This is a genomic window from Nocardia sp. NBC_01327 (genome assembly GCF_035958815.1).
GTDB lineage: Bacteria > Actinomycetota > Actinomycetes > Mycobacteriales > Mycobacteriaceae > Nocardia.
In genome coordinates this window covers 8,004,979-8,030,603 of sequence record NZ_CP108383.1, presented here as the reverse complement: position 1 = coordinate 8,030,603, position 25,625 = coordinate 8,004,979, and the positions used below count along the sequence as shown (strand labels likewise).

The window sequence follows — 25,625 nt, the reverse complement described above, 5'->3', positions numbered from 1 at the left end:
CCGAATCGCCGAAATTGCCGAGTGTTTGGTGGTTTCCGCATTGCCGTGGCAATGTGCAAATCAAATTCCATTGCGCTCGGAGGGTTTTCTGTTGAAGAAGCTTGTCGTCACCGCCGGTCTGATTGTCGCCTGTGCCGCAGGGTCTTTCGCCACCGCGTCCACCGCATCAGCCGTCTCCGGTCTGTACGACCCGTGGTCCGCGTGCAAGGCCTCCGGCCTCTCGGACGATCAGTGCAGCCAGCAGGCCGCCGCCAATGATCCGGCGGCGCCCGGCACCGGCTTCGGCTGGACGGGTTCCGCGGCCGCGCACTGATCGATCCGCGCACTGATCGATCCGGCCGGTGACCACTGACCGGAATCGACAGGTGACCGCAGCCTGCGGCGAGCCGAGGATGGCGGCATGCTCGATGCCGAACATCCCGCTCGCCGTGCCGGACTCGCCTCGCAGGCCGCCGTGCGCGGCAGGCGCAAGGCCGAATGGCTGGCCCTGTTCGCGCCCGAGGCCCGGGTGGAAGACCCGATCGGCGTCTCCCCGTACGACCCGGCGGGTCAGGGGCATTTCGGCCCCGAAGCCATCGCGGCATTCTGGGATATGGCGATTGCCGAGAGCAGCATCGACTTCCGCCTCACCGATTCCTATGCCTGCGGCGACGAGGTCGCCTTCGTGGGCACCATTCGCAGTGTGCGCGCCGGCCGCGTCGTCGAGGTCGACGGAGTCTTCACCTATCGCGTGAACTCGGCCGGGAAAATCCTCGCATTGCGCGCCTTCTGGGAATTGAAACAAGCGCGCACCACATTCGTGCCGAACTGAGTCAGCCAGAAATTTGCCCGACTCGTCGAAATCGGCTCAGGCGCCGGGTGTTTGCAGCGCCGGGAACCAGATATCGGTCAGCACCGTCGCGGCCTGATCGGCGGACACATCGATCGTCCCCTGCATGGCCCAGCGCGTGAAGAACCGCTCCAGCTGCGCCACGAGCAGCTCTATCCGCAGCCGCGCCTCATCCTGCTGATCGGCCGGCCAGCGCGACAGGTATGAGGTCATCACATTCGGCACCGCGAGAATGCCCTCGCGCGCCACCTCCCGGAACTCCGGTTCCAGCGCCGTCGCCTCATCCCAGGCGGGCAGCAGATCCTTGTACTCCTGGAACCAGTCGATGGACCGCCGCATCCAGGCCGCGAACTCCTCGCGCGAGCCGGTGTCGAGTACATGGTCGAGGTCTTCGTAGAAGTACTGGACGCTGGGCAGCGCCCCCTGTTCGGCGATGGCGCGCAGCACATCGGGTTTGCCGGTGAAATGCAGATAGAAGGTGGCGCGGCTGCAACCGACCGCCGCGGCGATGTCGTCCACTCGGACCGGCGCGTATCCCTGGGTGGTGAACAGCCCCTTGGCGGCCTCGATCAGCCGGCTGCGGGTGAGTCGTTTCTGCTCGTCGCGCAGGGAGGTGCGCCGGGTGGTCACGCCCGCGGGCTGGGCGGGATCAATGGCCGGTTCGGTCTGCATGGGTGCTGGCCGCCTTGGTTCGGGTGAGCGAAAGGCGCCCGTACGGCGGCCTTTTCCGATGCTCGAGTCTACGTCTGTCCGGGCTTTCCACCTTGATGATAGACGTTTGTTCATTCACTAGACACGGTGTCTAGCGAATGCTAGCGTGTGTGTCACATCACGTCCGGCCGGGCAATGTGACCCACCGCCGAAGCAGGAGAGTGAATTGGAAACCCGTGAGTTGCCCAGGGTGTGCGTCATCGGCGCCGGCCCGTCCGGCATCACCACCGCAAAGCGCCTCGCCGAATACGGCATCCCCTTCGATTGCTACGAAGCCTCCGATCAGGTGGGCGGCAATTGGTACTTCAAGAACCCGAACGGCATGTCGGCCTGCTATCAGAGCCTGCACATCGACACCTCGAAGTTCCGCCTGGCGTTCGAGGACTTCCCGGCCCCCGACGAGTGGCCGGACTTCCCGCACCACACGCAGCTGCACCAGTACTTCAAGGACTATGTCGAGCACTTCGGCATCGGCGATCGAATCATCCTGAACACCAAGGTGATCTCGGCCGAGCGGGACGCCCAGGGCCTGTGGGAGATCACCACCGATACCGGTCGCACCGAAACCTATGACGCGCTGCTGGTCTGCAACGGTCACCACTGGGACCCGCGCATGCCTGACTATCCGGGCGAATTCGACGGCGTCCTCATGCATTCGCATGCCTACAACGATCCGTTCGATCCGATCGATATGCGCGGTAAGCGCGTCGTGGTTGTCGGCATGGGCAATTCGGGGCTGGATATCGCCTCCGAACTGTCGCAGAAGTTCATCGCCTCGAAGTTCTTCCTCTCCGCCCGCCGCGGTGTGTGGGTGCTGCCGAAGTACGTGAACGGCAAGGTCGGCGACAAGGCCTCCATGCCCTCCTGGATGCCGAAGAAGCTGGGGCTCAAGCTCAAACAGCGCTTCGTGGTCAAGAATCGCGGTTTCATGGAGGATTACGGTCTCCCGAAGCCGGATCACCTTCCGTTCGAGGCGCATCCGTCGGCCAGCGAGGAGTTCCTGCACCGGGCCGGTTGCGGTGATGTGGTGTTCAAGCCCGCCATCTCCCGCCTCGACGGCAAGAATGTGCACTTCGCCGACGGCAGCGTCGAGGAGGTGGATGTGATCGTGTGCGCCACCGGCTATCACATCAGCTTCCCGTTCTTCTCCGATCCGAAGCTGCTGCCCGATGCGCGCAATATGATCCCGCTCTACCGGCAGATGATCAAGCCGGGTGTGGACAATCTGTTCTATCTGGGTCTCGCGCAGCCCATGCCGACCCTGGTGAACTTCGCCGAGCAGCAGTCGAAGCTGGTCGCCGCCTATCTGTCCGGCAATTACGCCCTGCCGTCCCCGGCGGAGATGACCGAGACCATGGCCGCCGCGGAAGCGCTGCGCAGCGGGACGTACTACGACTCGCCCCGGCACACCATCCAGATCGAATTCGAGCCGTACGTCCGCGATCTGCAGCGCGAAATGGCGCGCGGAGCCAAGCGGGCCGCCGATCGCGGTCACGCACTGCCGGTGCCGGCGCGCGCCTCGGCCAGAGTCTGAGAGAGGGCGGAACGGAATGAGCAATGTGGCTGGATTCTGTGCCGACGAATTCGCTGCGGTCCGTGCGGCTTTCACCGAGCAGGTGGAATCCGGGGCCGAACTCGGCGGCGCACTCTGTGTGACCGTGAACGGCGATCCGGTGGTCGATCTCTGGGGCGGTTACGCCGATCCGGAGCGGACCACGCGCTGGCGGGCGGACACCCTGGTGAACAGCTTCTCCATCACCAAAACCATGACGGCGCTGAGCGCGCTGCTGCTGGTGGACCGTGGTGCACTGGACGTCTACCAGAAGGTGGCGCACTACTGGCCGGAGTTCGCGGCCAATGGCAAGGCCGATATCGAAGTGCGGCACCTGCTTTCGCACACCTCCGGGGTTTCCGGCTGGGAAGCGCCGATCGAGATTCCCGATATCTACGAGCTCGAGTCCTCGACGGCGCGCCTGGCGCAGCAGGAGCCCTGGTGGGAGCCGGGCACGGCGTCGGGATATCACGCGCTCAACTACGGCCATCTGGTCGGCGAGCTCATCCGGCGGATCGACGGCCGCACCCTGGGCCGTTTCTTCGCCGAGGAGCTGGCCGGTCCGCTCGGCGCCGATTTCCATATCGGCACCGGCGCAGAGCATTTCGAGCGCATCGCCACCATCGTTCCGCCCGAGTATCCGGAATTCGATCAGTCGCTGCTGCCGCAGGACAGCGTCATGTTCAAGACGCTGTTCCAGCCGCTGCTGGACTTCGACATGTGCTCCACCCCCGGGTGGCGGCAGGCGGAGCTCGGCGGCATGAACGGCCACGGCAATGCCCGCTCGGTGGCCCGCGTGCAGTCGCTCATCAGCAATGGCGGGGAGTTGAGCGGCCGGAAGTTCCTGTCGGAGAAGACGATCGATCTGATCTTCGATCAGCAGGTCGACGGCGTCGATCTGGCCATCCTGCTTCCGCTGCGCTTCGGCATCGGCTACGGTCTGCCGAAGCCGGAGACGGCTCCGCAGGTCCCGGACGGCCGGGTGTGCTGGTGGGGCGGCTTGGGTGGATCCATGGTCGTCAACGACCTGGATCACCGGGTCACCTTCGCCTACACCATGAACCGGATGGCGCCCGGCCTGATCGGCTCCGATCGCGCCGACGCCTATCTGAAGGCAGCCTTCGCAGCGGTACGAGATTCGAGGATTTGATTCATGACGCAAGCCGTTGACCTCCAGGCCCTTGCCGCGCAGGTGGCCGCGAAACTCACCGGTCCGGGCGGGCCGTTCGAGATGACGGTGGAGGAGGTGCTGGGCGCGCGGCTCCCGGTCTTCCGCACTCGCGCGCACTCCCTGCTGGAGCTGCTGGAGCGCTCCCGTGACCTCGGTGATCGCGACTATCTGGTCGGCGCCGACAAGCACATGACCTTCGCCGAGCACTACGAGGCGGCGGGCGCGCTGGCGGCGGCGCTGCAGCAGCGCTACGGCATCGGCAAGGGCGATCGCATCGGCATTCTGGCCGCCAATACCCCCGAATGGGTGCTGACCTTCTGGGCGGCGCAGCGGCTGGGCGCGATCCCGGTCGGCTACAACGCGTGGTGGGCGCCGCTGGAGATCGCCTACGGTCTCGAGCACACCCAGCCGGTGGTGGTCATCGCCGATGCCAAGCGGGCGCAGGCGCTGGCCGAGGCGGGCGCGCGGGTACCGGTCCTCACCATGGAGCAGGACCTGCCCGCCCTGGTCGCGGAATACGCGGGGGAGTACCCGGTAACCGCTGTGGCAGAGGAGGATCCGGCGTGCATCCTCTACACCAGCGGCACCACCGGCCGCCCCAAGGGCGTGGTGCATTCGCATCGGAACATGGTGGCGGTCGCGGACTATCACCGTTTCACGGATGCTCTGATGGCGGGCTTCCGCGGGCTGGCGTGGGACGGTTCGCCGACCAGCCGCCGCTTCCTCACCACCTCCCCGCTCTTCCACATCGCGAGCCTGCACAATCTCGCGGTGCCGCGCCTGAACACCGGTGACGCGGTGATCTTCCCGTCCGGCGGGTTCGACGCCGAGAAGATCCTGGGGCTCATCGAATCCGAGCGCATCACCAACTGGGGTGCGGTGCCGACCATGGCCAGCCGCCTGCTCGACGCCGATCTCACCAAGTACGACCTGTCCTCGCTGTCGGGGTTCTCGCTCAATGCCGCGCCGTCCTCGCCCGCGCTGCAGCAGCGGCTGCGCGAGCGGCTTCCGGTGGCGCAGGTGGCCCTGACCACCAGCTACGGCTGCACCGAGAGCGGTACCGCCGCCACCATCGCGGCGCCGGCGGATCTGCTGGCGAACCCGGAAGCGGTGGGGCGGCCCATCATCGGCGTCGCCGTCGAGATCCGGGATCCGGAGGGCAATGTCGTGCCCGACGGTGTGGAGGGCGAGATCTGCATCCGCAGTCCGTACGTCATGCTCGGCTACTGGAACGACGAGGTGGCCACGGCCGCGTCGATCGATGAGAACCGCTGGCTGCGCACCGGTGACTTCGGATTCGTCTCCGCCGGTGTGCTGCAAATGGCCGGGCGCCGTTCGGATCTCATTCTGCGCGGCGGTGAGAACGTCTACCCGACCGAGATCGAGAACGCGCTCGACGCCCATCCGCTGGTCCAGGAATCGGCCATCATCGGCGTTCCGCACGAGGATCTGGGTCAGGAGGTCGCGGCCATTGTTGTTGTCGCGGACCCGGATTCGGTCACCGAGGACGAGCTGCGCGAGCACGTGGCACAGCGGCTGGCCTATTTCAAGGTGCCCGCCCGCTGGCTCATCACCGCTGATGCGCTGCCGCGCAATGCGACCGGCAAGGTGCTGCGCCGCGACCTGTCCCTCGGAGAGTGAAGACCGTGTACGAGACCATCATCAAGGGCGGGCGCTGGTTCGACGGCACCGGAGCGCCGTCGGCCATTCGTAATATCGGCATTCGGGACGGCCGGATCGCGACCGTCACCACCGACGCGCTCGACGAAACCGATTGCGCGCGAGTGATCGACGCCGCCGGGCAGTGGGTCCTGCCGGGCATGCTCGATATCCACACCCACTACGACGTGGAGGTGCTGCTGGATCCGACGCTGTCGGAATCGCTGCGGCACGGCGTCACCACCATTCTGCTGGGCTCCTGCTCGCTCTCCACCGTGCATGTGGGCGGTACCGATGCGGGCGATCTGTTCGGCCGGGTGGAGGCGATTCCGCGCAAGCACGTGGTGGCGGCGATCGACGGTCTGAAGACGTGGAACAGCGCACACAGCTATGTGGCCGCACTGGAATCACTGCCCCTGGGCGCGAATCTCGCCGCCTTCATCGGGCATTCGGATATTCGCGCCGCGCAGATGGGGCTCGAGCGCGCCACCCGCCCGGATGTGATTCCCACCGAATCCGAGCTGAAAGCCATGGAGCACAAGCTCAGTGAGGCCCTCGACGCCGGCTTTGTCGGCATGTCCTCACAGCAGCTGCTCTTCGACAAGCTCGACGGTGAGGTGTGCCGTTCGCGCACCCTGCCCTCGACCTATGCCAAGCCGAAGGAGCGCCGCCGGCTCAATCGCATTCTGCGCGAACGCAAGCGGACGCTGCAGGGTGGTCCCGATGTGGCCCGGCCGCAGAGCCTGGTCGCCATGGCCGCCAGCAGCCTCGGCATCTTCCGCCCGAATCTGAAGGTGAGCCTGCTCTCGGCCGCCGATATCAAGGCGATTCCCGGTGTGGTGCAGATCTTCCCGCTCATCGGCAAGGTGCTCAACCGGCTCGGCGGTGACTTCCGCTGGCAGCATCTGCCGGTGCCGTTCGAGGTGTACTCCGACGGTATCGACCTGCCGGTGTTCGAGGAATTCGGTTCCGGCGCAGCGGCTCTGCATCTGTCCAATCAGTTGGAGCAGCGGCGTGAGCTGCTGGCCGATGAGACCTACCGGCGTGCCTTCCGCAAGGACTACGACAAGAAGTGGGGCCCGCGGGTCTGGCATCGGGACTTCTTCGATGCCGAGATCACCGAATGCCCCGATGCGAGCGTGATCGGCAAGACCTTCGGTCAGGTCGGCGTGGATCGCGGCGGTGTGCATCCGGTGGACGCCTTCCTGGATCTGGTGGTGGAGTACGGGCCGAAGGTGCGCTGGCGCACCACCATCTCCAACCACCGGCCCGAGGTGCTGGACAAACTGGCCGCCGATCCCAGTGTGCAACTGGGCTTCTCGGATGCCGGGGCGCATCTGCGCAATATGGCCTTCTACAACTTCGGGCTGCGACTGCTCAAGCGTGTGCACCGCGCACAGCAGGACGGGCGGCCGTTCATGAGCGTGGAGCACGCCGTGCACCGCGTCACCGGTGAACTCGCCGACTGGTACGACCTGGACGCCGGGCACCTGCGCGTGGGTGACCGCGCCGATGTGGTGGTGCTCGATCCGGCGCATCTCGACGAGAGCCTGGATGCCTACGCGGAGAACCCGATTCCGGAGTTCGACAATCTCTCCCGCATGGTCAATCGCAATGACGACACCATTACCGCCGTGCTGGTGAACGGTGAATACGTATTCGGCCTGGGTGACAAATCCCCGGCTCTCGGCAAAGAGCGCACCGGGCAGTTCCTGCGCGCCGGTCGACGCTGAAAGAGGAGTTCATAATGAGCACAGGCAGATTCGGCGGCAAGACCGCCGTGGTGACGGGCGCGGCCTCGGGTATCGCGGCGGCCATCGCCGAGGCGCTGATCGCCGAGGGCGCGAATGTGGTCGGTCTCGATATCGATGAGGCCGGATTGCAGAAGAAGGCCGCCGAACTCGGCGACGCCTTCGTGCCGGTGGTGGCGGATGTGACGGTGGAGGCTCAGGTCGCCGCCGGAATCGAGGTCGCCGCAACGCGTTTCGGCCGGCTCGATGCGGCCTTCAATGTGGCGGGCGGCTCCCGCATCGGCGCCGTGACCGATCTCGCGGAGGCCGATTGGGACTTCACCATCGACCTGGTGCAGAAGAGCGTCTTCCTCTGCACCAAACACGAGGCCCGCCTGATGCGCGACAGCGGCGGCGGCGCCATCGTCAATGTCTCGTCACTGGACGGCCGCGTCCCGATGCCCGGCGGCAGCCCGTACTCCACCGGCAAAGCGGGCGTGGTCATGTTCAGCAAGAACGCCGCCCTCGAGCTGGCGCAGCACCGCATCCGGGTGAATTCGGTCCTGCCCGGGCTGGTCGACACCCCGCTGACCGCGGCCGTCATGGGCTACGCACCGGCCAAGCAGATGTTCCTGGACCGCATCCCCATGGGCGCGGCCGCTACCGCGGAACAGATCGCAGCGCCCTGCCTGTTCCTGGCCAGCGACGACGCCTCGTACATCACCGGCACCGAACTGGTGGTGGACGGCGGCTGGGAGATCAGCAACTTCCCCAACCTGGCCAAGCTCGCCGGCGGCTGATCGCCGCTCACCGCATAAAACGCCGGTCATCAGCGAGAGCTGATGGCCGGCCGGTCGTGCAGGTGGGGCTATTCCTCTTTGCTGCCCGCATCCAGGCCGAGCATCTGCAGGAGGTATTCGCAGTCGGCTACATCGAGGGCGTGACCTGCGACTGTGCGGGTCGCCATGGCGTTCTGCTTGATGGTGGCGGCCTTCTCGGCGGCCCGTGCGGCGCCGAATTCGCTCTGCTCTTCTACCAGGATCGTCTGTCGTGCCGAGGTCATAGAAAACTTCCCGGGGCTGCGTCGGGTTGCCGTATCCGAATGACTCGGGTCAACTCCGCCTATATGCCTCACCCTACGGGGTGCGGATGGTTATAGAAATGAAATGGGGGGTGCGGCGGCGCTCGGCACGGCGGGACGGCGGAGAATTCCCAGGCCCGAGGTGTGTCCGGGTCTGCGTTCTTTTTCCGGATCGCTCGAATACGGTGGTCGCATGCATCGATTCGAGGGCTCGATTCACGCCGCCGAAGGGGGCGGCGCGTATATCCCCGTTCCCGCCGCGATCCTCGCCGATCTCGGCGGTGGCGGCCGCATCCCCGTGCAGGTCACCTTCGACGGTATTCCGTACACGGGCTCGATCATGTCCATGGGTGACGGCCCCTGCCTGGGCGTGCTGAAATCCATTCGGGCCGACCTGGGGAAGGGCCCCGGCGATACGGTGACCGTCACCGTGGAGCGCGATACCGCCGAGCGCACGATCGAGGTACCCGATGACCTCGCCGCGGCCCTGGCGGACGCGGATGCGCGCGCGGCGTTCGACGCGCTGTCCTATACCCGCCGCCGCGAGCACATCAAGGCCGTCAGCGAGGCGAAGCGGCCGGAGACGCGTGCTCGCCGGATTGCCAAGGCCCTCGAGGATGTGCGGCCCGGCCGAGGCTGAGCGCGAGGGCGGTGTGCAGTGCGCCTGCGGGATCGGCGGGCAGTTGCGGCGCCCGCCAGGCGACTATCTGATCGGGGCGCACCAGCAGGGCGCCCTCGGTCGTGAGATCGACTGTCTTGCAATAAGTCTCGGGGATGTCATGCACGCTCACGCTCGGCATGCCGGCCGCGGCTGTGCGCCAAGGTGCTCCGGAGGAGCCGATGAGGAGCACGAAATCGGTGCCGATCAGATCGAGGGTCGATCGGCCGGGTGTGAGATACGCATGCGGTAGCCGGGTTCCCGGCTGCCCTGCGATATCGAGGTGATCCATGGTGTGCGCGCTGCCATCGTCGACGAATGCGCCTGTGGGATAGCGGTTTCCGAGTATCAGCGCGAGGGGATCGGCCAGCGGGGTGGCATCGGTGGACTCGCGATTCATGGTGCGCAGATCGGTGGTCCGAATACTCGATTGATCGGCGATGAACCATCCGACCGGGTGGCGTTCGGACTGATAGGTGTCCAGCAGTGCCGGGTCCGCGCTGCCGTGTAGGACATGAGCCAGCTTCCAGGCGAGATTGTGCGCGTCCTCGATTCCGGTATTCGCGCCCGCCGCGGCGAACGGCGGCATGACATGGGCGGCATCTCCGGCCAGGAAGATATGCCCGCGGCGATAGGTGTCGGCGACGAACATCCCTGGCTCCCAGGGCATTACACTCAGTATCTCGATCTCGACGGTGGGATCGCCGATGGCGGTGCGCAGGGTGTCCGGCCACTCTCCGGCGCCGCGATCCAGGCCCGTCGCACTGGAGAATATCCATCGCGCCGAGCCGTCGATGGAGGCGAAAGCGCCTGGTGCGCTGTCGTTCTCGATCTGGCAGAGATTGAACTCGCGCCCGCGCACCAGCTCTGCCAGTTCGGCGCGGAAGTAGACGTTCACCGCCCGGCCCAGCGTGCCGCGACCGCTGCGGGAGATGCCCAGCCGCTCCCGGATCGGGCTGCCGGACCCGTCGGCGGCGATCAGGTAGTCGGCGTGCAGCCGCTGCACCGTGCCGTCGGCACCGCGCAGGGTGGCCTCGACGCCGGTGTCGCCGTCGTGGAAGTCGATGAGCTCCACCCCGAATCGCACCTCGGCGCCGCGGGCCTCGGCCCTATCGCGCAGCACCGGTTCGAGGAGATCCTGTGCGCACAGGCAGGCCGTCGCGGGTGTGATGGCCTCCCAGTCCGGCAGGCCGCCGGGCAGCGTGAACGGCAGTCGCTCGGCCGCGGCGAGGGTCGGCCCGGCCGCCATGAACTGGTTATTCGCCAGATCGCGTGCCGCCTCGAGCACCTCGTCGGCAATGCCCAGTTGCCGGAAGAGCTCCATGGTCCGGATATTGATGCGTCGCGCCTTGGGCTGCGGTGAGGTCGTGGTGCGCCGCTCCACCAGCATCACCTCGACCCCGTGCGAGCGCAGGAACAGTGCCGCGCACAACCCTGCCAATCCGCCGCCGACCACCAGTACTCGTTGTTCGTGTACGTCGTACATCATGTGTACGTTGTACACGAATGATTGAATTTCCCGCAAGGAGGTGACATGAAGGAAGAAACCACCGCACCCGGCCCGCTGATCTGGTCGCTGCCCGAACCCCCGGGTCGCCCCACCACCACGCTGAGCCGCGCCGATATCCTGCGCGCCGCGCTGACCATCGCCGATGCCGAGGGTGCGGCCGCCCTCACCATGCGCCGGGTGGCGACCGCGGTGGGCGCGTCGACCCCCATGTCCCTCTATCGCTACGTGGGCAGCAAAGACGGCCTGGTCGACCTCATGATCGATGCCGTCTACGGCGAAATCCCGCTCCCGGCAGCATCTTCCGCTCCCTGGCGGACCGCGCTGGAACAGCTGTCCCTGGACACCTGGACCGTCATCGGGCGCCACCTGTGGTTCGGCCACCTGGTCCACACCCGCCCCCCGCTGGGCCCGAATGCCCTGCGCTACTTCGACTTCCGCTTCGCGCTGCTCGAACCCCTCGGCATCACCGCCGACGACATGACCCGCATCACCACCGCCATCGACGGCCACCTCATCGGCACCGCCCTGCAACTGGCCGAAGAACAGCGCATGCGCGCCCGCACCGGCCTGCTCACCGAACAGCAACTCGCCGAAGCCGCCGCCCCCCTCCTCCAGCCCATCCTCGCCGCCGACCGCCACCCCGCCTTCACCCGCTGGCTCGCCTCCAGAACCCTGCCCGACCCCACCGACCCCACCGACCCCGTCGCCTGGACCCTCACCTGCCTCCTCGACGGCATCACCACCCGCCTGAACCTCCCCGCCTGACCCCGCCAGCAACACAGCCCGTGTCGTTGCCGCGCAACGCATATCGGAGCTGTGCGGCTTCGGCATGGGCTGCGCGATCAGACACGGACTGCGTGGTGGGAGAAGGGCTGTGTGGTGGAGCTGGCGGTGGTTATTCGGCGATGAGTTCCGCTTCCGAATCGAGGGCGCGCTGGGTGTCCTCGGGGACGCCGATGGCGCCGGGGCTGTAGGTGACGGCGCGGAGGGCGCCGGTGTAGCGGAAGACGCCGCGGCGGTCTCGTAGGTTCCAGTCGACGGGGCCGCGGGCGTCGAGGCCGATGGAGATGCCGGTCCAGGGCGCCATGCCGACCAGTTGGACCTGGTCGGGGAGGTGGGCGTCGCGGATGCCGTTGATGCCGATGGTGAAGTCCCAGCGCAGATGCGGGCGGACGATGGCGGATACGGTGAAGTGTTGGCTGCCTTCGGGAATGGGGCCCGCGTCGACGGTGGTGTACCGGCCGTAGCCGTTGTAACCGAAGTGCAGATGACCGTCCTCGACATAGAGCAGATAGCCGCCCTGGGGATCACCGTGGGCAACGAGGACGCCCTCATCACCCGGTCGGTAGTCCGCCAGTTCCACGGCAATAGTGAAGTCGCGGTAGGCGATCAGGCGCTGGGAGCGGTAGCGCTCGAGCGTGGGCGTGCCGGGCAGAATCCGCACGCGCTCGGTGAGCCGAGCCTCTTCGGGCCGCCGGTGCGCCAGGTCTTTCCGAGTGACGAGCGGGAAAACCGTATTGTGCCAGGCGGCTTCGTCCCAGGCCGCGGACAGCTCGGCCACCTTCTCCGGGAACTTCTCCGAAAGATCGTGCAGTTCGGTCGGATCGGTGCGCACGTCGAACAGCTGCCAGTGCGGATTGTCGATCCCGCGCGCGGGCTCGTGCAGCGCGAGCAGCTTCCACCCGTCGCGGTAGAAGCCGCGGTGCCCGGTCATCTCCGAGTACTGCTCGATATGCCGGGAGATCGCCTGCTGATCCCGCAGCACCTCGACGGCCGAAATCCCGTCGAAATCCTTGGCGGGCCGTCCATTACGCACGGTCGGCCGCTCCAGCCCGGCAAGCTCCAGCAGGGTCGGGGTCAGATCGGTGATGTAGGTGTACTCCTGCCGAATGCCGCTGTCGCCCTCGGTGCGCGGCAGTCCCTTGGGCCAGGACAGCAGGAACGGGACGCGCACACCGCCCGCGAAGGTCTGCCCCTTGTAGAAGCGGAACGGCGTATTGGAGGCCTGCCCCCAGCCCCGCGGATAGTGCACGCCCAGCTTCGCCGATCCGATGAGCTCCTCATCGTGCGGCACATCGCGCTCCCAGTCCGGCTCGTCCACCTGTGCGAACTGCGCGAAATACGAGCGGGTGCCCTCCGGCCCGCCCTCGGCGGTGCCGCCGTTGTCGGAGGTGAAAACGATAATGGTGTTGTCGAGTTCGCCGAGCTGCTCCAGTGTTTCGACCACCCGCCCCAGGCTCTGGTCGATGCTGTCGACCATGCCGGCGTACACCTCCATATACCGCTCGAAGCGCGACTGCTGCTCGGGCGTCAGCGAATCCCACTCCTGCGCTTCATAACCCGGCTCGGTATTGCGCGGCTTCTGCTGTGTGCCCTCGGGAAACAAGCCCTGCGCGAGCTGCGAGGCGAAACGGCTCTGCCGCAACCGATCCCAGCCCTCGCGATACCTACCGCGATACTTCGCCAGATCATCCGGCTTCGCCTGCAGCGGCCCGTGCATGGCGGTATGCGCGAAGTACAGGAAGAACGGCTTGTCGGCGTCGTGCGCGCGCAGCTCCTTGAGATAACCCACGGCCCGATCGGTGTAATCGTCGGTGAGGTAGTAACCCTCCGGGTATTCCTCCACATCCACCGCGGAGCTGTCGGAGATCAGCTGATTCGGATGGTAAAAGGAGTTCATCCCCTCCAAAGACCCGTAGTAGCGGTCGAATCCGCGCTGCGTCGGCCAGGAGTCGCGATGCGAGCCCGGATGCAGCGTGGCATCGCGCACCAGATGCCATTTGCCGACCGCATACGTGGCATAGCCATTGGCGCGCAGAATTTCCGGCAGGGTCAGCACATCATCGGCAAGCTCCAGCCGCAGCCCCGGATAGCCGGGATCGGCATTGGCCACGAATCCGAATCCGGCACGGTGCGAATTCACACCCGTCAGCAGCGCGGCCCGCGACGGCGAGCACAGCGGTGTGGTGTGAAAATTGGTGAGCCGCAATCCGTTCGCGGCAATGCGATCCAGCGTCGGGGTATCGATTTCGGAGCCGAACGGGCCGATATCGCTGAAGCCCATGTCGTCGACCAGCACCACGATAATATTGGGCGCACCGTCCGGGGCGGTCGGCGGGTAGAGCCATTCGGGGGTCGAATCGGCGGTGGTGCGGCCGATATCGCCGCCGAAGTTCTCGTATCCGCGGGCATGAGAGGGAACAGGCATTCTTTCAGCAAAGGTCGGCACCCGCTCTGCTGACCAGGGTTTCACGCACGCTGCGCACAACCGCTGATCGCGCGCTTACCGGCTGTTAGCGTCGCCGCATGCACATCGGTCACCTCTGCGCGCCCCGCACCGGAATATTCCGGACTTCGCGGGTGCAGGGCTGTCGTCGCTAGTGCCTGACGCGCCGGCCCGCGCGTAATTCCTTACTTCTCACGTCCCCACGGGTGCGTCCACCGCGCCCCGCCGCCCGCTGCGGCCATGTATCTCGAGGATTTCCAGATGAATTCGTCCCCCGGCGGACTCGATCGTCGTCATTTTCTGCGCAATACGGGCGTCGCCGCTCTCGCCATTTTCGGCGGCGGCGTCCTGGCGGCCTGCTCGTCGGCGGTGAACCAGTCGAAGGGCGGCGGTGACGACAACGCGCAGCCGGTCAAGGGCGGGACGCTGAAGTACGGCGTGCTGGTGGATCTGGTTCCGGCCAATATCCTCACCAATACCGGCACCACCCCGTATGTGGTCGGCCTGGTCTTCGAATCCCTGGTGCGTTACCCGCACGACAAGCTGGATCCGCAGCCGCTGCTGGCCAAGTCGTGGACGCTCGCACCGGACGGCCGCTCCATCGCGCTGGTGCTGCGCGATGATGTGAAATTCCACAGCGGTCGCGCTTTCACCTCGAAGGATGTCGAATTCTCGCTGCGCACCTATGCCGATCCGAAGTGGTCGGCGCAGCTGAAGAGCACCGCCGCGGCCATCACCGGCTTCGACACCACCGACCCGCACCAGATCAAGCTGACCTTCGCGCAGCCGCTGGGCAATATCTTCGACCTGCTCGACACCGTGCCCATCCTGGACAGCGAATCCATCGATCAGCTGGCCACCGCCGACAAGATCATCGGTACCGGGCCCTTCCGCTTCGTACAGCGAATCCCGAACCAGCAGTTGGTATTCGAGAGGAACCCGAACTACTGGGTGCCGGACCGCCCGTACCTGGACCGGGTCGAACTCAGCATCATCTCCGATAACAACGCACAGCTCAACGCGCTCAAGACCGGCCAGATCCACTTCGCGGACGGCATCACCTACCGCGACAACGAGAATCTGGGCAAGACCGACGGTTATCGCGTGGTCTCGTACGAGGGCGCGGAAGTGCAGATGTACGTCGGCGTGAATGTGGCGAATCCGGCGCTCGCCGATGTGAAGCTGCGCCAGGCCATCGCCTACGCCATCGACCGCGATCGCATTATCACCGAGGTGTTCCGCGGCGCCGGCTACGCCCTGAATCTCCCGTGGCCCAAGACGTCTCCCGCTTTCGACGACACCCGCAACACCCGCTTCAAGCGCGATCTGACCAAGGCCAAACAGGTGCTGTCGGAGCTGCCCAAGCCGCCGAAACTGCCGCTGGCCTTCACCGCCGGCTATGCGACCTACGAGGCCACCGCGCAGATCGTGCAGGCCAATCTCGCCGAGATCGGCATCGAGACCGAACTCGTGCCGACCGATAACGCCACCTTCGTGAAACAGCTGATCGGCGGCCAGTTCCCGGGCCTGTGGGTGACCGACCACTCGTGGGCGCAGTTCACGCCCTCCACCCTCACCGCCAGCGCCTATCCCTTCAATGCGCGCAAAAACACCTCGCACTTCGAATCGCCCGCCTATGTGGCGGCGGCGGACGCGGCCTGGCAGCTGCCGCAGGGCACCGGTCCCGATGCGCAGCGCGCCTACGGGGTACTGAGCGATCAGCTGCTGGACGGGCTGTGGCTCATCGAGATCGGCGTGCGCTTCGCACAGGGCACCACCTCCAAGAACCTGCACGCCGTCAACTGGACCAAGCGCCGTGAGCTCGCCCTCACGGACACCTTCCTGGCATGACCGGCTATCTGCTGCGCCGGGTCCCCTCCGCCGTAGCGGTGCTTTTCGGCGCCTCCGTCCTGATCTTCCTGCTGCTGCGCCTGGTGCCCGGTGATCCGGCCATGATCCTGGCCGGGCCCGACGCCGGTCCGGACACCATCGCGAGCATCCGGCATCAGCTCGGCCTGGACCGGTCCATGCCCGCGCAGTATCTGAGCTGGCTGCACGGCGTGTTCACCGGTGATCTGGGCCGGTCCTACATTATCGGCGGGCAGATCTCCGATCTGGTCGGGCGCGGGCTCACCAATACCCTGGTGCTGGCGGCCTTCGCGCTGCTGCTGGCCGTCAGCGTGAGCCTGGCGGTGAGCGTCGCCGCGGTGCTGTGGAACAGGCGCTGGCTGAACAGCCTTGTCGCCGCGGCCAATACGGTCGCCATCGCCGTGCCGCCGTACGTGACCGCAGTGCTGCTGGTGCTGGTATTCGCCGTCGCGATTCCGATCCTGCCCGCGGGCGGTATTCCGCCGGACGGGTTCTTCGCACAGCCGGATATCACCGTCCAGTACCTCCTGCTGCCGTCGATCTGCCTGGCACTGCCGGTGACCGCCGCGCTCACTCGATTCCTCACCGAAGCGCTGCGCACCGAAATGCGCCAGCCCTATGTCCTGACCGCTCGGGCGCTGGGGATTTCGCATCGGCAGATCGTCACCCGCGGTGCGCTGCGCAATGCGCTGCCCACCCTGCTGACAGTGCTCGGCATTCAAACCGGCCAGGTGCTGGGCGGTGCGGTGCTGGTCGAGGCGGCCTTCGCCTGGCCGGGCATCGGCCAGCTCATCGAGCAGGGCATCAATCGCCGGGACTATCCCGTGGTGCAGGCGCTGCTGCTGTTCTCGGTGGCGGTGTTCGTGGTCATCCAGCTGGCCACCGACGTGGTGCACGCCTACCTCGATCCCCGCATCCGCATCGGAGGCCGGTCATGAGCGATCTCACCACCCTGCCCGGCACCGATCCGGCCGTGACCGCGAGCGCGGACGCGGTCGAAACCGCTGACCGCGCACCGAATCCGTCCCGGTCGCCCCTTCAGGCCCTGCGCAGGGGGCAGGGTCTGGCGGGCGTCGTGCTGGTCGCCGTCATCGCGATCGCCGGCCTGGCCGCCGGAGCATTGACGAAATACGATCCGCTGACCCAGATTCCGGGCGCGAACCTGCTCGGCCCGAGCTCCGAGCACTGGCTGGGCACCGACAGCGTGAATCGGGATGTGTTCTCCCGGGTGCTGTTCGGCGTTCGCATCGACCTGTTCATCGCCTTCACCGCCGTGCCGCTCGGCGCTCTCGCCGGCGCCCTGACCGGACTGCTGGCCAGCGTCAACACCATTGCCGACGTGATCACCCAGCGGGTGTTCGACCTGATCCTGGCCTTCCCGGCGCTGATCTTCGCCATCGCGCTGACCGCGGTCACCGGCCCCGGCGTGCAGGCGGTCATCGTGGTCATCGTGGCCGCCGAAATCCCCATATTCGGCAGGCAGATTCGCACCGCCATCCTGGCGGTGCGCGAACAGCCGTTCGTCGAGGCCGCCGAGGTGATCGGTGCGGGCACCTGGTGGACGCTGCGTAAACACGTGCTGCCCAATGTGATCGAACCGCTCTCGGTGCAATTGGCGCTGTCGCTGTCGCTCGCGGTCTTCATCGAGGGCGCCATGAGCTTCATCGGCATCGGCGTGCGACCGCCGGATCCCTCACTGGGATCGCTCATCTCGGAGTCCATTCGCAATCTGGACGCCAATCCGGCGTATGCGATCGGGCCGCTACTGGTGGTCTCCGGTCTCACGCTCGGATTCCTGTTGATCGCCCAGGCACTGGGCCGCGCACGGAGGATCGGATGAGCGAGCACGAGGGACAGCCGCTACTGGATATCCGGGACCTGGTGGTGCGCTTCGGCGCCCGCACCGTGGTCAACGGCGTCGATGTGCGGGTCGGGCGCGGTGAAACCGTCGCGCTGGTCGGCGAATCCGGCTCCGGCAAATCGCTCACCGCCCGCGCGGTGCTGGGCCTGCTGCCCGACGGCGCGCAGGCCGAGGGCTCGATCCGCCTGGGCGACAGCGAGATCATCGGCACCCCCGATACCGAACTGCGGGCGTTGCGCGGCACCCGGGCCGCCATGGTGTTCCAGGAACCGCAGACCGCCCTCAATCCGGTGCAGAAGGTCGGCACCCAGATCGCCCAGGCGCTGCGCGCGCACCGCTCGATCAGCAAGGCGCAGGCGCGAACTCGCGCTGTGGAACTGCTGGCCCTGGTCGACATCCCCGAACCGGACAAGCGCGTCGACTGGTATCCGCACCAGCTCTCCGGCGGACAGAAGCAGCGGGTCGTCATCGCGCTGGCGCTCTCCGGCGAACCGGATCTGCTCATTGCCGATGAACCCACCACCGCGCTCGATGTGACCGTCCAGGCCGAGATCCTGGATCTGCTGCGAGACCTGCAGCGCCGCACCGGCACCGCCATTCTCTTCATCACCCACAATCTCGGCGTGGTCGCGGCCATCGCCGACCGGGTGGTGGTCATGCGCGCCGGCGAGATCGTCGAAACGCGGCCCGTCCGCGAGCTTTTCGCCGATCCCCGCGAGGACTACACCCGGACCCTGCTCGCGGCGGTCCCGACACTCCCGCCCCCCACGGCGGATTCGGCCACGACCGTGCTGCACCTGCCCGCTCCGGAAGCGGAGGAAGCCCCGGATGCGGTGTCCGAGGCCGTCGTCACGGTCGGTGAACTCGTACTCGCCGAGGTCCACGCGGTCACCAGGCCCGAGGCGGCACCGGAACGCGAACCGGTGCTGGATATCTCGGATCTGTCGGTGGTGTATCGCAGTCAGCGCAAGCAGTTCCGCGCGTTGCACGAGGTATCGCTCACCGTCGCACCCCGGGAGGTGATCGGGCTGGTGGGCGAATCCGGCTCCGGTAAAAGCACTCTCGGCCGCGCCGCCCTCGGCCTGGTGCCCGCCACGACCGGTGAGGTGGTGCTGCAGGGCATCTCGCTGCGCGGTCTGTCCACGCGTGATCTGCGCGGTCTGCGCAAGAACGTCGCCCTGGTGCATCAGGACGTCACCGCCTCGCTGAACCCGCGCCGCAGTCTGGAGGAGGCCATCGGCGAGCCGCTGCTGGTGCACCGGGTCGCCTCCGGCGCACTGCTGCGCGCCCGGGTCGGCGATCTGCTGGAATCGGTCCGGCTGCCGCGCGATTACGCCACCCGCCGCCCCGGTGAACTCTCCGGCGGTCAGCGGCAGCGGGTCGCGCTGGCCCGGGCGCTCGCGCTCGCGCCCCGGCTCCTGGTGGCGGACGAGCCCACCAGCGCCCTCGATGTCTCGGTTCAGGCACAGGTACTGGACCTTTTCACCGATCTGCGCGAAGAATATGGTTTCGCCTGCCTGTTCATCAGTCACGATCTCGCGGTGGTCAATCAGATCGCCGATCGCGTAGTGGTGTTGCGAGCGGGGAATGTGATCGAAACCGGGCCGGTCGCAGATGTTTTCGGTAATCCGCGCGAGGATTACACCCGCCGTCTGCTGGACGCCGTTCCCGCACCCGATCCGGAGCAGGCGCGCAGTCGTGAATCAGCCGGGGACCGTACGCCACTCGCACTGGGGGCGTAAGGAATTCCGGACAGGATCGGTGACATATACAAACAGGGATAGTTCGCTGTAGCTGCCATTCGGACGATTTGTGCAAGCATCCACCGGAAGGGGGAACACCCGGCGGCGTCCTACTCTCGACGCCGCGCGCCGGGCAAGTCGAAGGAGGACTGCGGTGGTCGCCGATGCGGCATGCGGACGTGATTCTCGGGAGCTCGAAGCACCCACTTTCGGAAATCTGCTGCGCCGTTTACGTGACGGTCGCAGTGTTTCCCGCGAACGCCTGGCATTCAACGCGGGCGTGAGTGCCAGCTACATAACGCATTTGGAGAAAGGCGATCGCGGGAACCCGACTCGCGAGGTGGTCGAGGCGCTGACCCGCTACCTGGATCGCCTCGACCCGCTGACCGCCGCCGACCGCCGCCAGCTCACGGATCTGGCCGGTCTCGGCAGTGCGGATACCGTTCCGACCGTGGAGGAACTGCGCGGAGCCCTCACTCCCGAACTGCTGCGCGTGCTCACTATGCACCGTCCGAATCTGGCCGCGTATCTCGATACCCGCGCCAATGTGCTGGCCTGGAACGACAGTTGGGAGGATGCCTTCCCCGGTCTCACCGAGGACGGCAATATGCTCCGCTGGTTCTTCAGCAATGAGCTGGCAGCTCGGGTCATGGTGAATTGGGATGCCGATGTGCGGCAGGCCGTGCGCTGGATGCGCGGATTGATCGGCCGCTCCGGCAATGTCGCCGGATTCACCGATCTCATCCAGGAACTCGGCCAATTCCCGAAATTCCGGCAGGCCTGGTCCGAGGGCGGCGTCGCCTTCGCCCCGCACGTATGGACCCTGGATCTGCGGAATCCGGTCACCGGTCTGCGCCGCCGGGTCTTCGCGCAAACCGGCCGCCTGGACAGCGGCGCCTATCCCGGCCACCTACTGGCCATTCTCGGACTGGGCGGCTGACAATCCCGAGTACCGCACCGATGAACGCGACAGCGCACCGATGAACTCGGCAGTGCACAGGTGAACTCGGCAGTGCACAGGTGAACTCGGCAGTGCACGGGTGAACTCGGCCGCGCATCGGTGAACTCAACAGCGCGTCGGTGAACCCATCGCATCGGTGAACTCATAGCGGATTGGCAAGCGCACCAGTCAATCCAGTCGCCGGGGGAGTAGAGCGCTCCGACGAAGCCGCCGGGCAATCCCTTCAGCGGGGGAGCGGGATGAATTCGACGAGCGCGCCGTCGAGGGCGTCCGCGGGGACGATCACCAGACCGTCACGGTCGAGCAGCCCCGCCAGATGCGCGGTGCGAATGTGCGCATCACCGATCCAGCCGCCCTCCGCGCACATCCGCGCCGGGACGATTCGCGGTGCGGTGCCGGAGATTTCGCCCGCATTCGCCAGCGGCCCCCGCTGGACGCGTGCGGGAGCGCCGCCGGTGAGCCCCTCCACGACGGCGGTAATGAGCGCCAGCAGTGTGGCCACGGCCGCGTACGGATTGCCCGGGAGTCCGAGAATCACCGGGCCGGAAGCCAATTGGGCGGCCACCGTGGAACCGCCGGGGCGCAGCCGCAGCCGGCGCAGCAGCATGCGGGCATCGGCCCGGTCCAGCGCGGCGCGGAGCTGATCGGCGGCGCCGCCGCCGGTGGCGCCGACGATAATGAGCAGATCGCACGCGCCGGCGGCGGCGAACACCTCGTCGAAGGCATTCTCGGTGTCGCGCAGGTGCACTCGATCCACCGTGCCGACACCGTGCCAGGCGAGCAGATCCGGCAGCACCGGGCCGATGGAATCCCGGGTCTGGCCCAGGTGCAGCGGGCCCTCGCTGCGAATCTCGTCGCCGGTCATGACAATTCGTGCTCGCACCGGTCCGCGCACCGCGGCGCTCGTCACCTCGGCGCTGGCGGCCACCGAGATCAGTGCCGGGGTCACCGGCGCGCCCGCCGGGGCGAGCTCGTGGCCGGGATTCCAATCCTCGCCGCGGTGGCGCACATCATCGCGAATCGGAGTGTCCGCCAGGCGATATAGTCGCCCGTCGTCCGCCACCCGCACGAATTCGTCCCGCACCACCGCGCCGGTGCCGTCGGGTACGTGCGCACCGGTGGCAATGCGCACCGCCTCGCAGTCCCGCAGACCCGCCGGCCGCTCTCCGCCCGCGAAGCCGATATCCCGGCGCACCTGCCACGGGCCGGTACCGCGCACCGCGTACCCGTCCATGGCGGACACATCGAAACGCGGCAGTGCCTCCGCCGCGGGCAGCGGCTCGGCCAGCGCCGCGCCCCGGGCCGTGTGCACCGGAACCCGCCGCACCGGCAGTCGGGAAATACTCCGGCGCAGCGCATCCCGCGCCTCCGCGAGCGACAGCGGCGTAGCGGAGCGACTCGCCGTTGCCCGGGCGTGTTGTACATCGTCGGGTGTATCGCAGTCGTCGACCCCGGCCAGCGGCATCGTGGCGGTATTGCTCGGCACCAGTGCCTTCATCGGCCGATTGACCGGGGAATCAAGCTGATTCAGCGCCGCGGTCAGCGCGGAGCGCCGCCAGACCCCGGCCAGATATTGCGGCCGGCCCGAGGCATCCGCGGCGAATACCGCTTCGGCGCCGGATTCTCTTGTGTGCATGAGTAGTTCGTCGATGGCGGCAACTGTGATAAATGGCATGTCCGCGGCCAGAATCACAATGAGTCCGTCCGGAAATTCGCCCGCACCGAGCGCTGCGAGTCCGGCCGCTATCGCGGCCACCGGACCGGCTCCCGCCGGTACCTCCTGTGCCTGAAGGATTTCCGGCGGCAGTTCGGGCCGAGGCGGTCCGACGACGACGGTGCGCGTGCACGCGGCGACCGCGGAAATCGCCGCATCCAGCATCGATCGGCCGCCGACCACCAGTGCGGGCTTATCGGCGCCGCCCATCCGGCTGGCCCGGCCACCGGCCAGCACAATCGCGTCGACGGTCGTCACGAGGCGAAGACGGGCGCGATGGTGATCATGGTTGAAGATCGTAGTGGCTGGCTGATTCGAGGCCGCGAACGTGGTCTCCAGCACGCCGAATCCACTGCTTGCTAAGCAATTGCTCATGTATGCGAAGTTGTGCGATGCACCACGACACATAGTAGAAATGATCATGTTTTGAACTTCTGAACAATCGCATATGGCAGTATCCGGAGCCAGAGCTGCGGGCGTTCCAGCGGATTCGTCACAGTTCACGGCAGGCGTTACAGCGGGTCCCGCTCTCCGGAACAGGTGGGTACCGGACTGATGAAGGTTGGTTTGCTGAATGTTTGTGGAGAGGGAACGGCGTGGTGCTGGGCGTGAAAACTGATAGAGACTTCGAAGAGCTGAAACCGCCGACATTCGGACTCCTGCTGCGCAAGCTCCGCGACGCGCGGGGGGTATCACGCGAAAGACTCGCCTTCAACGCCGGAGTCAGCGCCAGCTACATCAGCCATTTGGAGAAGGGCGACCGCGGCCATCCCACCCGCGAGGTGGTCGACGCACTGGTCCGATATCTGGACCGAATAGACCCGCTGTCGGTGGTGGAACGCCGGCATCTGCTCGATCTGGCCGGCCTCGGCGTCAGCGATTTTCCCACGGTGCAGCAACTGCGCGGCGAAATCACCGACGACATGCGCCGCGCGCTCGAACTGCACGAACCCAATCTCGCCGCGTATGTGGACACCCGCTGGAATGTGCTGGCCTGCAACACCAGTTACTCCCAAGCCTTCCCGGGGCTCGAGCAGGATGTGAATATTCTGCGCTGGCTTCTGGGCAACGAGCTCTCCCGCGAGGTCATGCTGGAGTGGGAGGAGGAGGTCCGGGTGACCGTGCATTGGCTGCGCGGACTCATTGCCAGCTCCGGTGACACCGGCTGGTCCGCCGGATTTCTCGCCGAACTCGGACGGTTCGGACTCTTTCGCGAATTATGGGACGAAGGCATTGCGGCATATGGTCGTCCACGCGCCATCATGCATCTGAACGACGTCCCCACCGGCCGCTGCCGCGCAATCGCGGTGCAGCTGTTCAGCGTGTTCTGCGCGGCATATCCCAGCCAGATCCAGATCTTCCTCGGTATTCCGACCTGGTGTTCGGATACCGGTGTGCTGCTCGATCCCGGCCACCTGCGCAACGGCGCGGAGGAATAGGCCGGGATCGAATTCCGGTCATCGTGCGGCGTGAATTCCGGGTGTGGAACGCCCCTGCAGCCATGGATGCGCCAGCGCGTGCGTCAGGTTGTTCTCGTGCCGCGCAGTAGACCGTCGCACCAGTCGAATCAGTAGGGGCGCCACCACCTCCGGATGTGTCCACGCGGCGCCGTGCCCGGCGCCCGGAATGGTCACCACCCCATCCGCATTCGCGAGTCCGGCAGCCAGCGCATCGGATTTCTGCGCGGTGCTGGTGCCATCGTGGCTGCCCCGGATCACCAGTGTCGGCGCGGTGATTTCCGAGAGCCGGTGCAATACCGAACGGCGCTCCATCAAGCAGCGCGCGGCCGGCAGAATGGACTGCCGATCGGAGGAGTACCAGCGGCTGGTCCAGGCCCGCCACAGGCGCGGATCGCTGCCGCCGATCAGCTGCGGAGCCAGTTCGGCGACCAGCGGCGCCATCGGCTCCGCACTGCACCAGCGCTCGAAAAAGGTGTGGTAGAAGGCGAGTTCGCCGGGGCTGCAGTCGCCCGCCTCGGTATCGATGAGCGCCAATCCGCGCACCCGCTCCGGTGCCAGCAGCGCCAGTCGCAGTGCGGTGAATCCACCCTGACTCATACCGCCTATGACTGCTTTTCGAATCCCCAATTCATCCATAACCGCCAGTGCGTCGGCCGCCATATCCCAGTAGGTGAACTGTTCGCCATCGGGTGACTGAGTGCGTCCGTGGCATCGCGCATCAATCGTTACGAGATTGATCCCGGCAGCTGCCAGAGGTTCGCGCATCGGTTCGAACATCGATTCATCCATGAGAAATCCGTGGATGAGGAGAAGTGTCGGTCCAGCGATGTCGCTGGTGACGAAATGAACTGTGGCCGCACCTGATTGCACATAAGGCATGGTCAGACCGTAAAGGGCGGAACCCGTATCGAGCTAATGTTTGCCCACGTGGTGCCGGGCACCCTTCGGTGCTGTTCCCGACGGGTACCAACACTGGCCAGTGTCAGTACTGCTAGGGGTTTGCCCCAGATGTCCTTAAAACTGGACAAGTCGACCGTTCGGCCTTTTAAATCAGGCGATGGCGCTTTTGGGACAAGCGCTTATTCGATAGGGAGGAAAATAATGTTCGACGTCACTACTGCCGCTCGCCGCGACTTCCGGACCGATCATGGGGCCGTACTTCGCGATTCGCTCGAGGGTTTGCTGCTGCACGACGGAGTCGGCCTGGATGCTCGTATGCGCCATGCCATTACCGCGGTTGTTCATCTCGCCGTCGACGCGCCCCTCGGAGTGCCGGAGGACGCCGAGGAATTCCTGGCCCGGTTGGACGGCACCTGGCTGTTCGCCGCCTGGAACGATTCCGATACCGAATTGTCACTGCTCAATACCCTCTCCCTCGGTGCGACGCCCGCGCTTTCGTGGTGCGAACTCATGTTCACCACGGCACTCGCGCCCTGGTCGTCGACGCCGGCCGCGGTGCACGCGCGCCGCATCTTCCTCACCGGTGAGCAGGCCCGCCTGGCCGCGGTCAGCGGCGATTGCTGACCCACCAGTTTTCGGGTCTTGTGTAATTCAGAATCAATCCGTTTATGAAGAGGGTGAACGACGTGAAAATGCTTTTCACCAATTTCGATGCGATGTTCGAAACCATCACGCACCGGGACGAATCCGAACCGGGCTCCTGGCATCAGCAGGCCCTGTGCACCCAGACCGATCCGGAGGCGTTCTTTCCGGACAAGGGCGGTTCCACGCGCGAGGCCAAACGAGTCTGCTCATCGTGCGAGGTGCGGCGCGAATGCCTGGATTATGCGCTGACGCATGATCAGCGTTTCGGCATCTGGGGCGGAATGTCGCCGCGGGAACGGCGCCGGTACGAACGCGGGGCGGCCTGATACCGCGCAGTGGTATCAGC

At 66.3% G+C, this 25,625-nt stretch carries 23 protein-coding genes; 17 read left to right on the top strand and 6 right to left on the bottom strand.

From position 1 onward, the window contains the following. The first annotated feature begins 91 nt into the window (after positions 1–91). Together OG326_RS37130 and OG326_RS37125 are read left to right on the top strand one after the other, a co-directional pair. Positions 92–313 carry a hypothetical protein gene (locus OG326_RS37130; protein WP_327141787.1) on the top strand — a complete coding sequence of 74 codons (222 nt, stop codon included), beginning with the start codon at positions 92–94 and terminating at the stop codon, positions 311–313. Between the two features lie 87 nt (positions 314–400). Beyond that, the gene (locus OG326_RS37125) at positions 401–811 is read left to right on the top strand and encodes a nuclear transport factor 2 family protein (RefSeq protein WP_327141786.1); all 411 of its coding nucleotides are present in this window, start codon (positions 401–403) and stop codon (positions 809–811) included. Positions 812–847: 36 nt separating this feature from the next. Here OG326_RS37125 and OG326_RS37120 read toward each other — a convergent pair whose 3' ends face one another. After that, complete coding sequence (locus OG326_RS37120) at positions 848–1,501, bottom strand: TetR/AcrR family transcriptional regulator (protein ID WP_327141785.1); 654 nt, start codon at positions 1,499–1,501, stop codon at positions 848–850. A 205-nt stretch (positions 1,502–1,706) separates the two neighbouring features. Here OG326_RS37120 and OG326_RS37115 point away from each other — a divergent pair, with 205 nt between their 5' ends. From OG326_RS37115 to OG326_RS37095, 5 genes are read left to right on the top strand one after another with little or no spacing between them, the layout of a single operon-like run. After that, positions 1,707–3,074 (top strand): flavin-containing monooxygenase, encoded by a 1,368-nt coding sequence (locus OG326_RS37115; RefSeq protein WP_327141784.1) that lies wholly within the window; start codon positions 1,707–1,709, stop codon positions 3,072–3,074. 16 nt (positions 3,075–3,090) lie between these two features. Then, a complete protein-coding gene (locus OG326_RS37110; protein ID WP_327141783.1) occupies positions 3,091–4,242 on the top strand; it encodes a serine hydrolase domain-containing protein in 1,152 nt (383 codons plus the stop codon). Positions 4,243–4,245: 3 nt separating this feature from the next. After that, positions 4,246–5,904, top strand: coding sequence for a class I adenylate-forming enzyme family protein (locus OG326_RS37105; protein ID WP_327141782.1), 1,659 nt, complete (start codon positions 4,246–4,248; stop codon positions 5,902–5,904). Positions 5,905–5,909: 5 nt separating this feature from the next. Next, positions 5,910–7,655 (top strand): N-acyl-D-amino-acid deacylase family protein, encoded by a 1,746-nt coding sequence (locus tag OG326_RS37100; protein WP_327141781.1) that lies wholly within the window; start codon positions 5,910–5,912, stop codon positions 7,653–7,655. Positions 7,656–7,669: 14 nt separating this feature from the next. Further along, a complete protein-coding gene (locus OG326_RS37095) occupies positions 7,670–8,452 on the top strand; it encodes an SDR family NAD(P)-dependent oxidoreductase (protein ID WP_327141780.1) in 783 nt (260 codons plus the stop codon). Between the two features lie 68 nt (positions 8,453–8,520). Here OG326_RS37095 and OG326_RS37090 read toward each other — a convergent pair whose 3' ends face one another. Next, the gene (locus tag OG326_RS37090) at positions 8,521–8,715 is read right to left on the bottom strand and encodes a hypothetical protein (RefSeq protein ID WP_327141779.1); all 195 of its coding nucleotides are present in this window, start codon (positions 8,713–8,715) and stop codon (positions 8,521–8,523) included. 211 nt (positions 8,716–8,926) lie between these two features. Here OG326_RS37090 and OG326_RS37085 point away from each other — a divergent pair, with 211 nt between their 5' ends. Next, positions 8,927–9,373: a YdeI/OmpD-associated family protein gene (locus OG326_RS37085; RefSeq protein WP_327141778.1), complete on the top strand. Its 447-nt coding sequence runs from the start codon at positions 8,927–8,929 to the stop codon at positions 9,371–9,373. Here the strand turns inward: OG326_RS37085 and OG326_RS37080 are convergent. After that, positions 9,294–10,880, bottom strand: a complete 1,587-nt coding sequence (locus OG326_RS37080; protein ID WP_327141777.1) for an FAD-dependent monooxygenase — start codon at positions 10,878–10,880, stop codon at positions 9,294–9,296. The genes OG326_RS37085 and OG326_RS37080 overlap by 80 nt on opposite strands. Before the next feature lie 45 nt (positions 10,881–10,925). On the opposite strand from OG326_RS37080, the gene OG326_RS37075 reads away from it, so the two are divergent. Beyond that, complete coding sequence (locus OG326_RS37075) at positions 10,926–11,666, top strand: TetR/AcrR family transcriptional regulator (RefSeq protein WP_327141776.1); 741 nt, start codon at positions 10,926–10,928, stop codon at positions 11,664–11,666. Positions 11,667–11,796: 130 nt separating this feature from the next. Here the strand turns inward: OG326_RS37075 and OG326_RS37070 are convergent, their stop codons facing one another. Next, positions 11,797–14,109, bottom strand: coding sequence for an arylsulfatase (locus OG326_RS37070; protein ID WP_327141775.1), 2,313 nt, complete (start codon positions 14,107–14,109; stop codon positions 11,797–11,799). 279 nt (positions 14,110–14,388) lie between these two features. Here OG326_RS37070 and OG326_RS37065 point away from each other — a divergent pair, with 279 nt between their 5' ends. From OG326_RS37065 to OG326_RS37045, 5 genes are all read left to right on the top strand, one after another. Next, complete coding sequence (locus tag OG326_RS37065; RefSeq protein WP_327141774.1) at positions 14,389–15,978, top strand: ABC transporter substrate-binding protein; 1,590 nt, start codon at positions 14,389–14,391, stop codon at positions 15,976–15,978. Continuing rightward, positions 15,975–16,934: an ABC transporter permease gene (locus tag OG326_RS37060; RefSeq protein WP_327141773.1), complete on the top strand. Its 960-nt coding sequence runs from the start codon at positions 15,975–15,977 to the stop codon at positions 16,932–16,934. The genes OG326_RS37065 and OG326_RS37060 overlap by 4 nt, the downstream gene beginning before the upstream one ends. Next, positions 16,931–17,836, top strand: a complete 906-nt coding sequence (locus OG326_RS37055; protein WP_327141772.1) for an ABC transporter permease — start codon at positions 16,931–16,933, stop codon at positions 17,834–17,836. The genes OG326_RS37060 and OG326_RS37055 overlap by 4 nt, the downstream gene beginning before the upstream one ends. Further along, positions 17,833–19,599, top strand: coding sequence for an ABC transporter ATP-binding protein (locus tag OG326_RS37050; protein ID WP_327141771.1), 1,767 nt, complete (start codon positions 17,833–17,835; stop codon positions 19,597–19,599). Before OG326_RS37055 ends, OG326_RS37050 begins: the two co-directional genes overlap by 4 nt. 154 nt (positions 19,600–19,753) lie before the next feature. Next, positions 19,754–20,539 (top strand): helix-turn-helix transcriptional regulator, encoded by a 786-nt coding sequence (locus OG326_RS37045; protein WP_327141770.1) that lies wholly within the window; start codon positions 19,754–19,756, stop codon positions 20,537–20,539. A 244-nt stretch (positions 20,540–20,783) separates the two neighbouring features. On the opposite strand, the gene OG326_RS37040 is transcribed toward OG326_RS37045, so the two are convergent. Next, positions 20,784–22,532, bottom strand: a complete 1,749-nt coding sequence (locus OG326_RS37040) for an NTP transferase domain-containing protein (protein WP_327146694.1) — start codon at positions 22,530–22,532, stop codon at positions 20,784–20,786. A gap of 350 nt (positions 22,533–22,882) precedes the next feature. Between OG326_RS37040 and OG326_RS37035 the strand changes: the two genes are divergently transcribed. After that, complete coding sequence (locus OG326_RS37035; protein ID WP_327141769.1) at positions 22,883–23,713, top strand: helix-turn-helix domain-containing protein; 831 nt, start codon at positions 22,883–22,885, stop codon at positions 23,711–23,713. Positions 23,714–23,731: 18 nt separating this feature from the next. Here OG326_RS37035 and OG326_RS37030 read toward each other — a convergent pair whose 3' ends face one another. Beyond that, entirely contained in the window at positions 23,732–24,613 is an 882-nt protein-coding gene (locus OG326_RS37030) for an alpha/beta fold hydrolase (RefSeq protein ID WP_327141768.1), read from the bottom strand. 222 nt (positions 24,614–24,835) lie between these two features. On the opposite strand from OG326_RS37030, the gene OG326_RS37025 reads away from it, so the two are divergent. Both OG326_RS37025 and OG326_RS37020 read left to right on the top strand, forming a co-directional pair. After that, on the top strand, positions 24,836–25,258 hold the full coding sequence (locus OG326_RS37025; RefSeq protein WP_327141767.1) for a hypothetical protein: 423 nt from the start codon (positions 24,836–24,838) through the stop codon (positions 25,256–25,258). A gap of 68 nt (positions 25,259–25,326) precedes the next feature. Beyond that, positions 25,327–25,605, top strand: coding sequence for a WhiB family transcriptional regulator (locus tag OG326_RS37020; protein ID WP_442791083.1), 279 nt, complete (start codon positions 25,327–25,329; stop codon positions 25,603–25,605). The last annotated feature ends 20 nt before the right edge of the window (positions 25,606–25,625 follow it).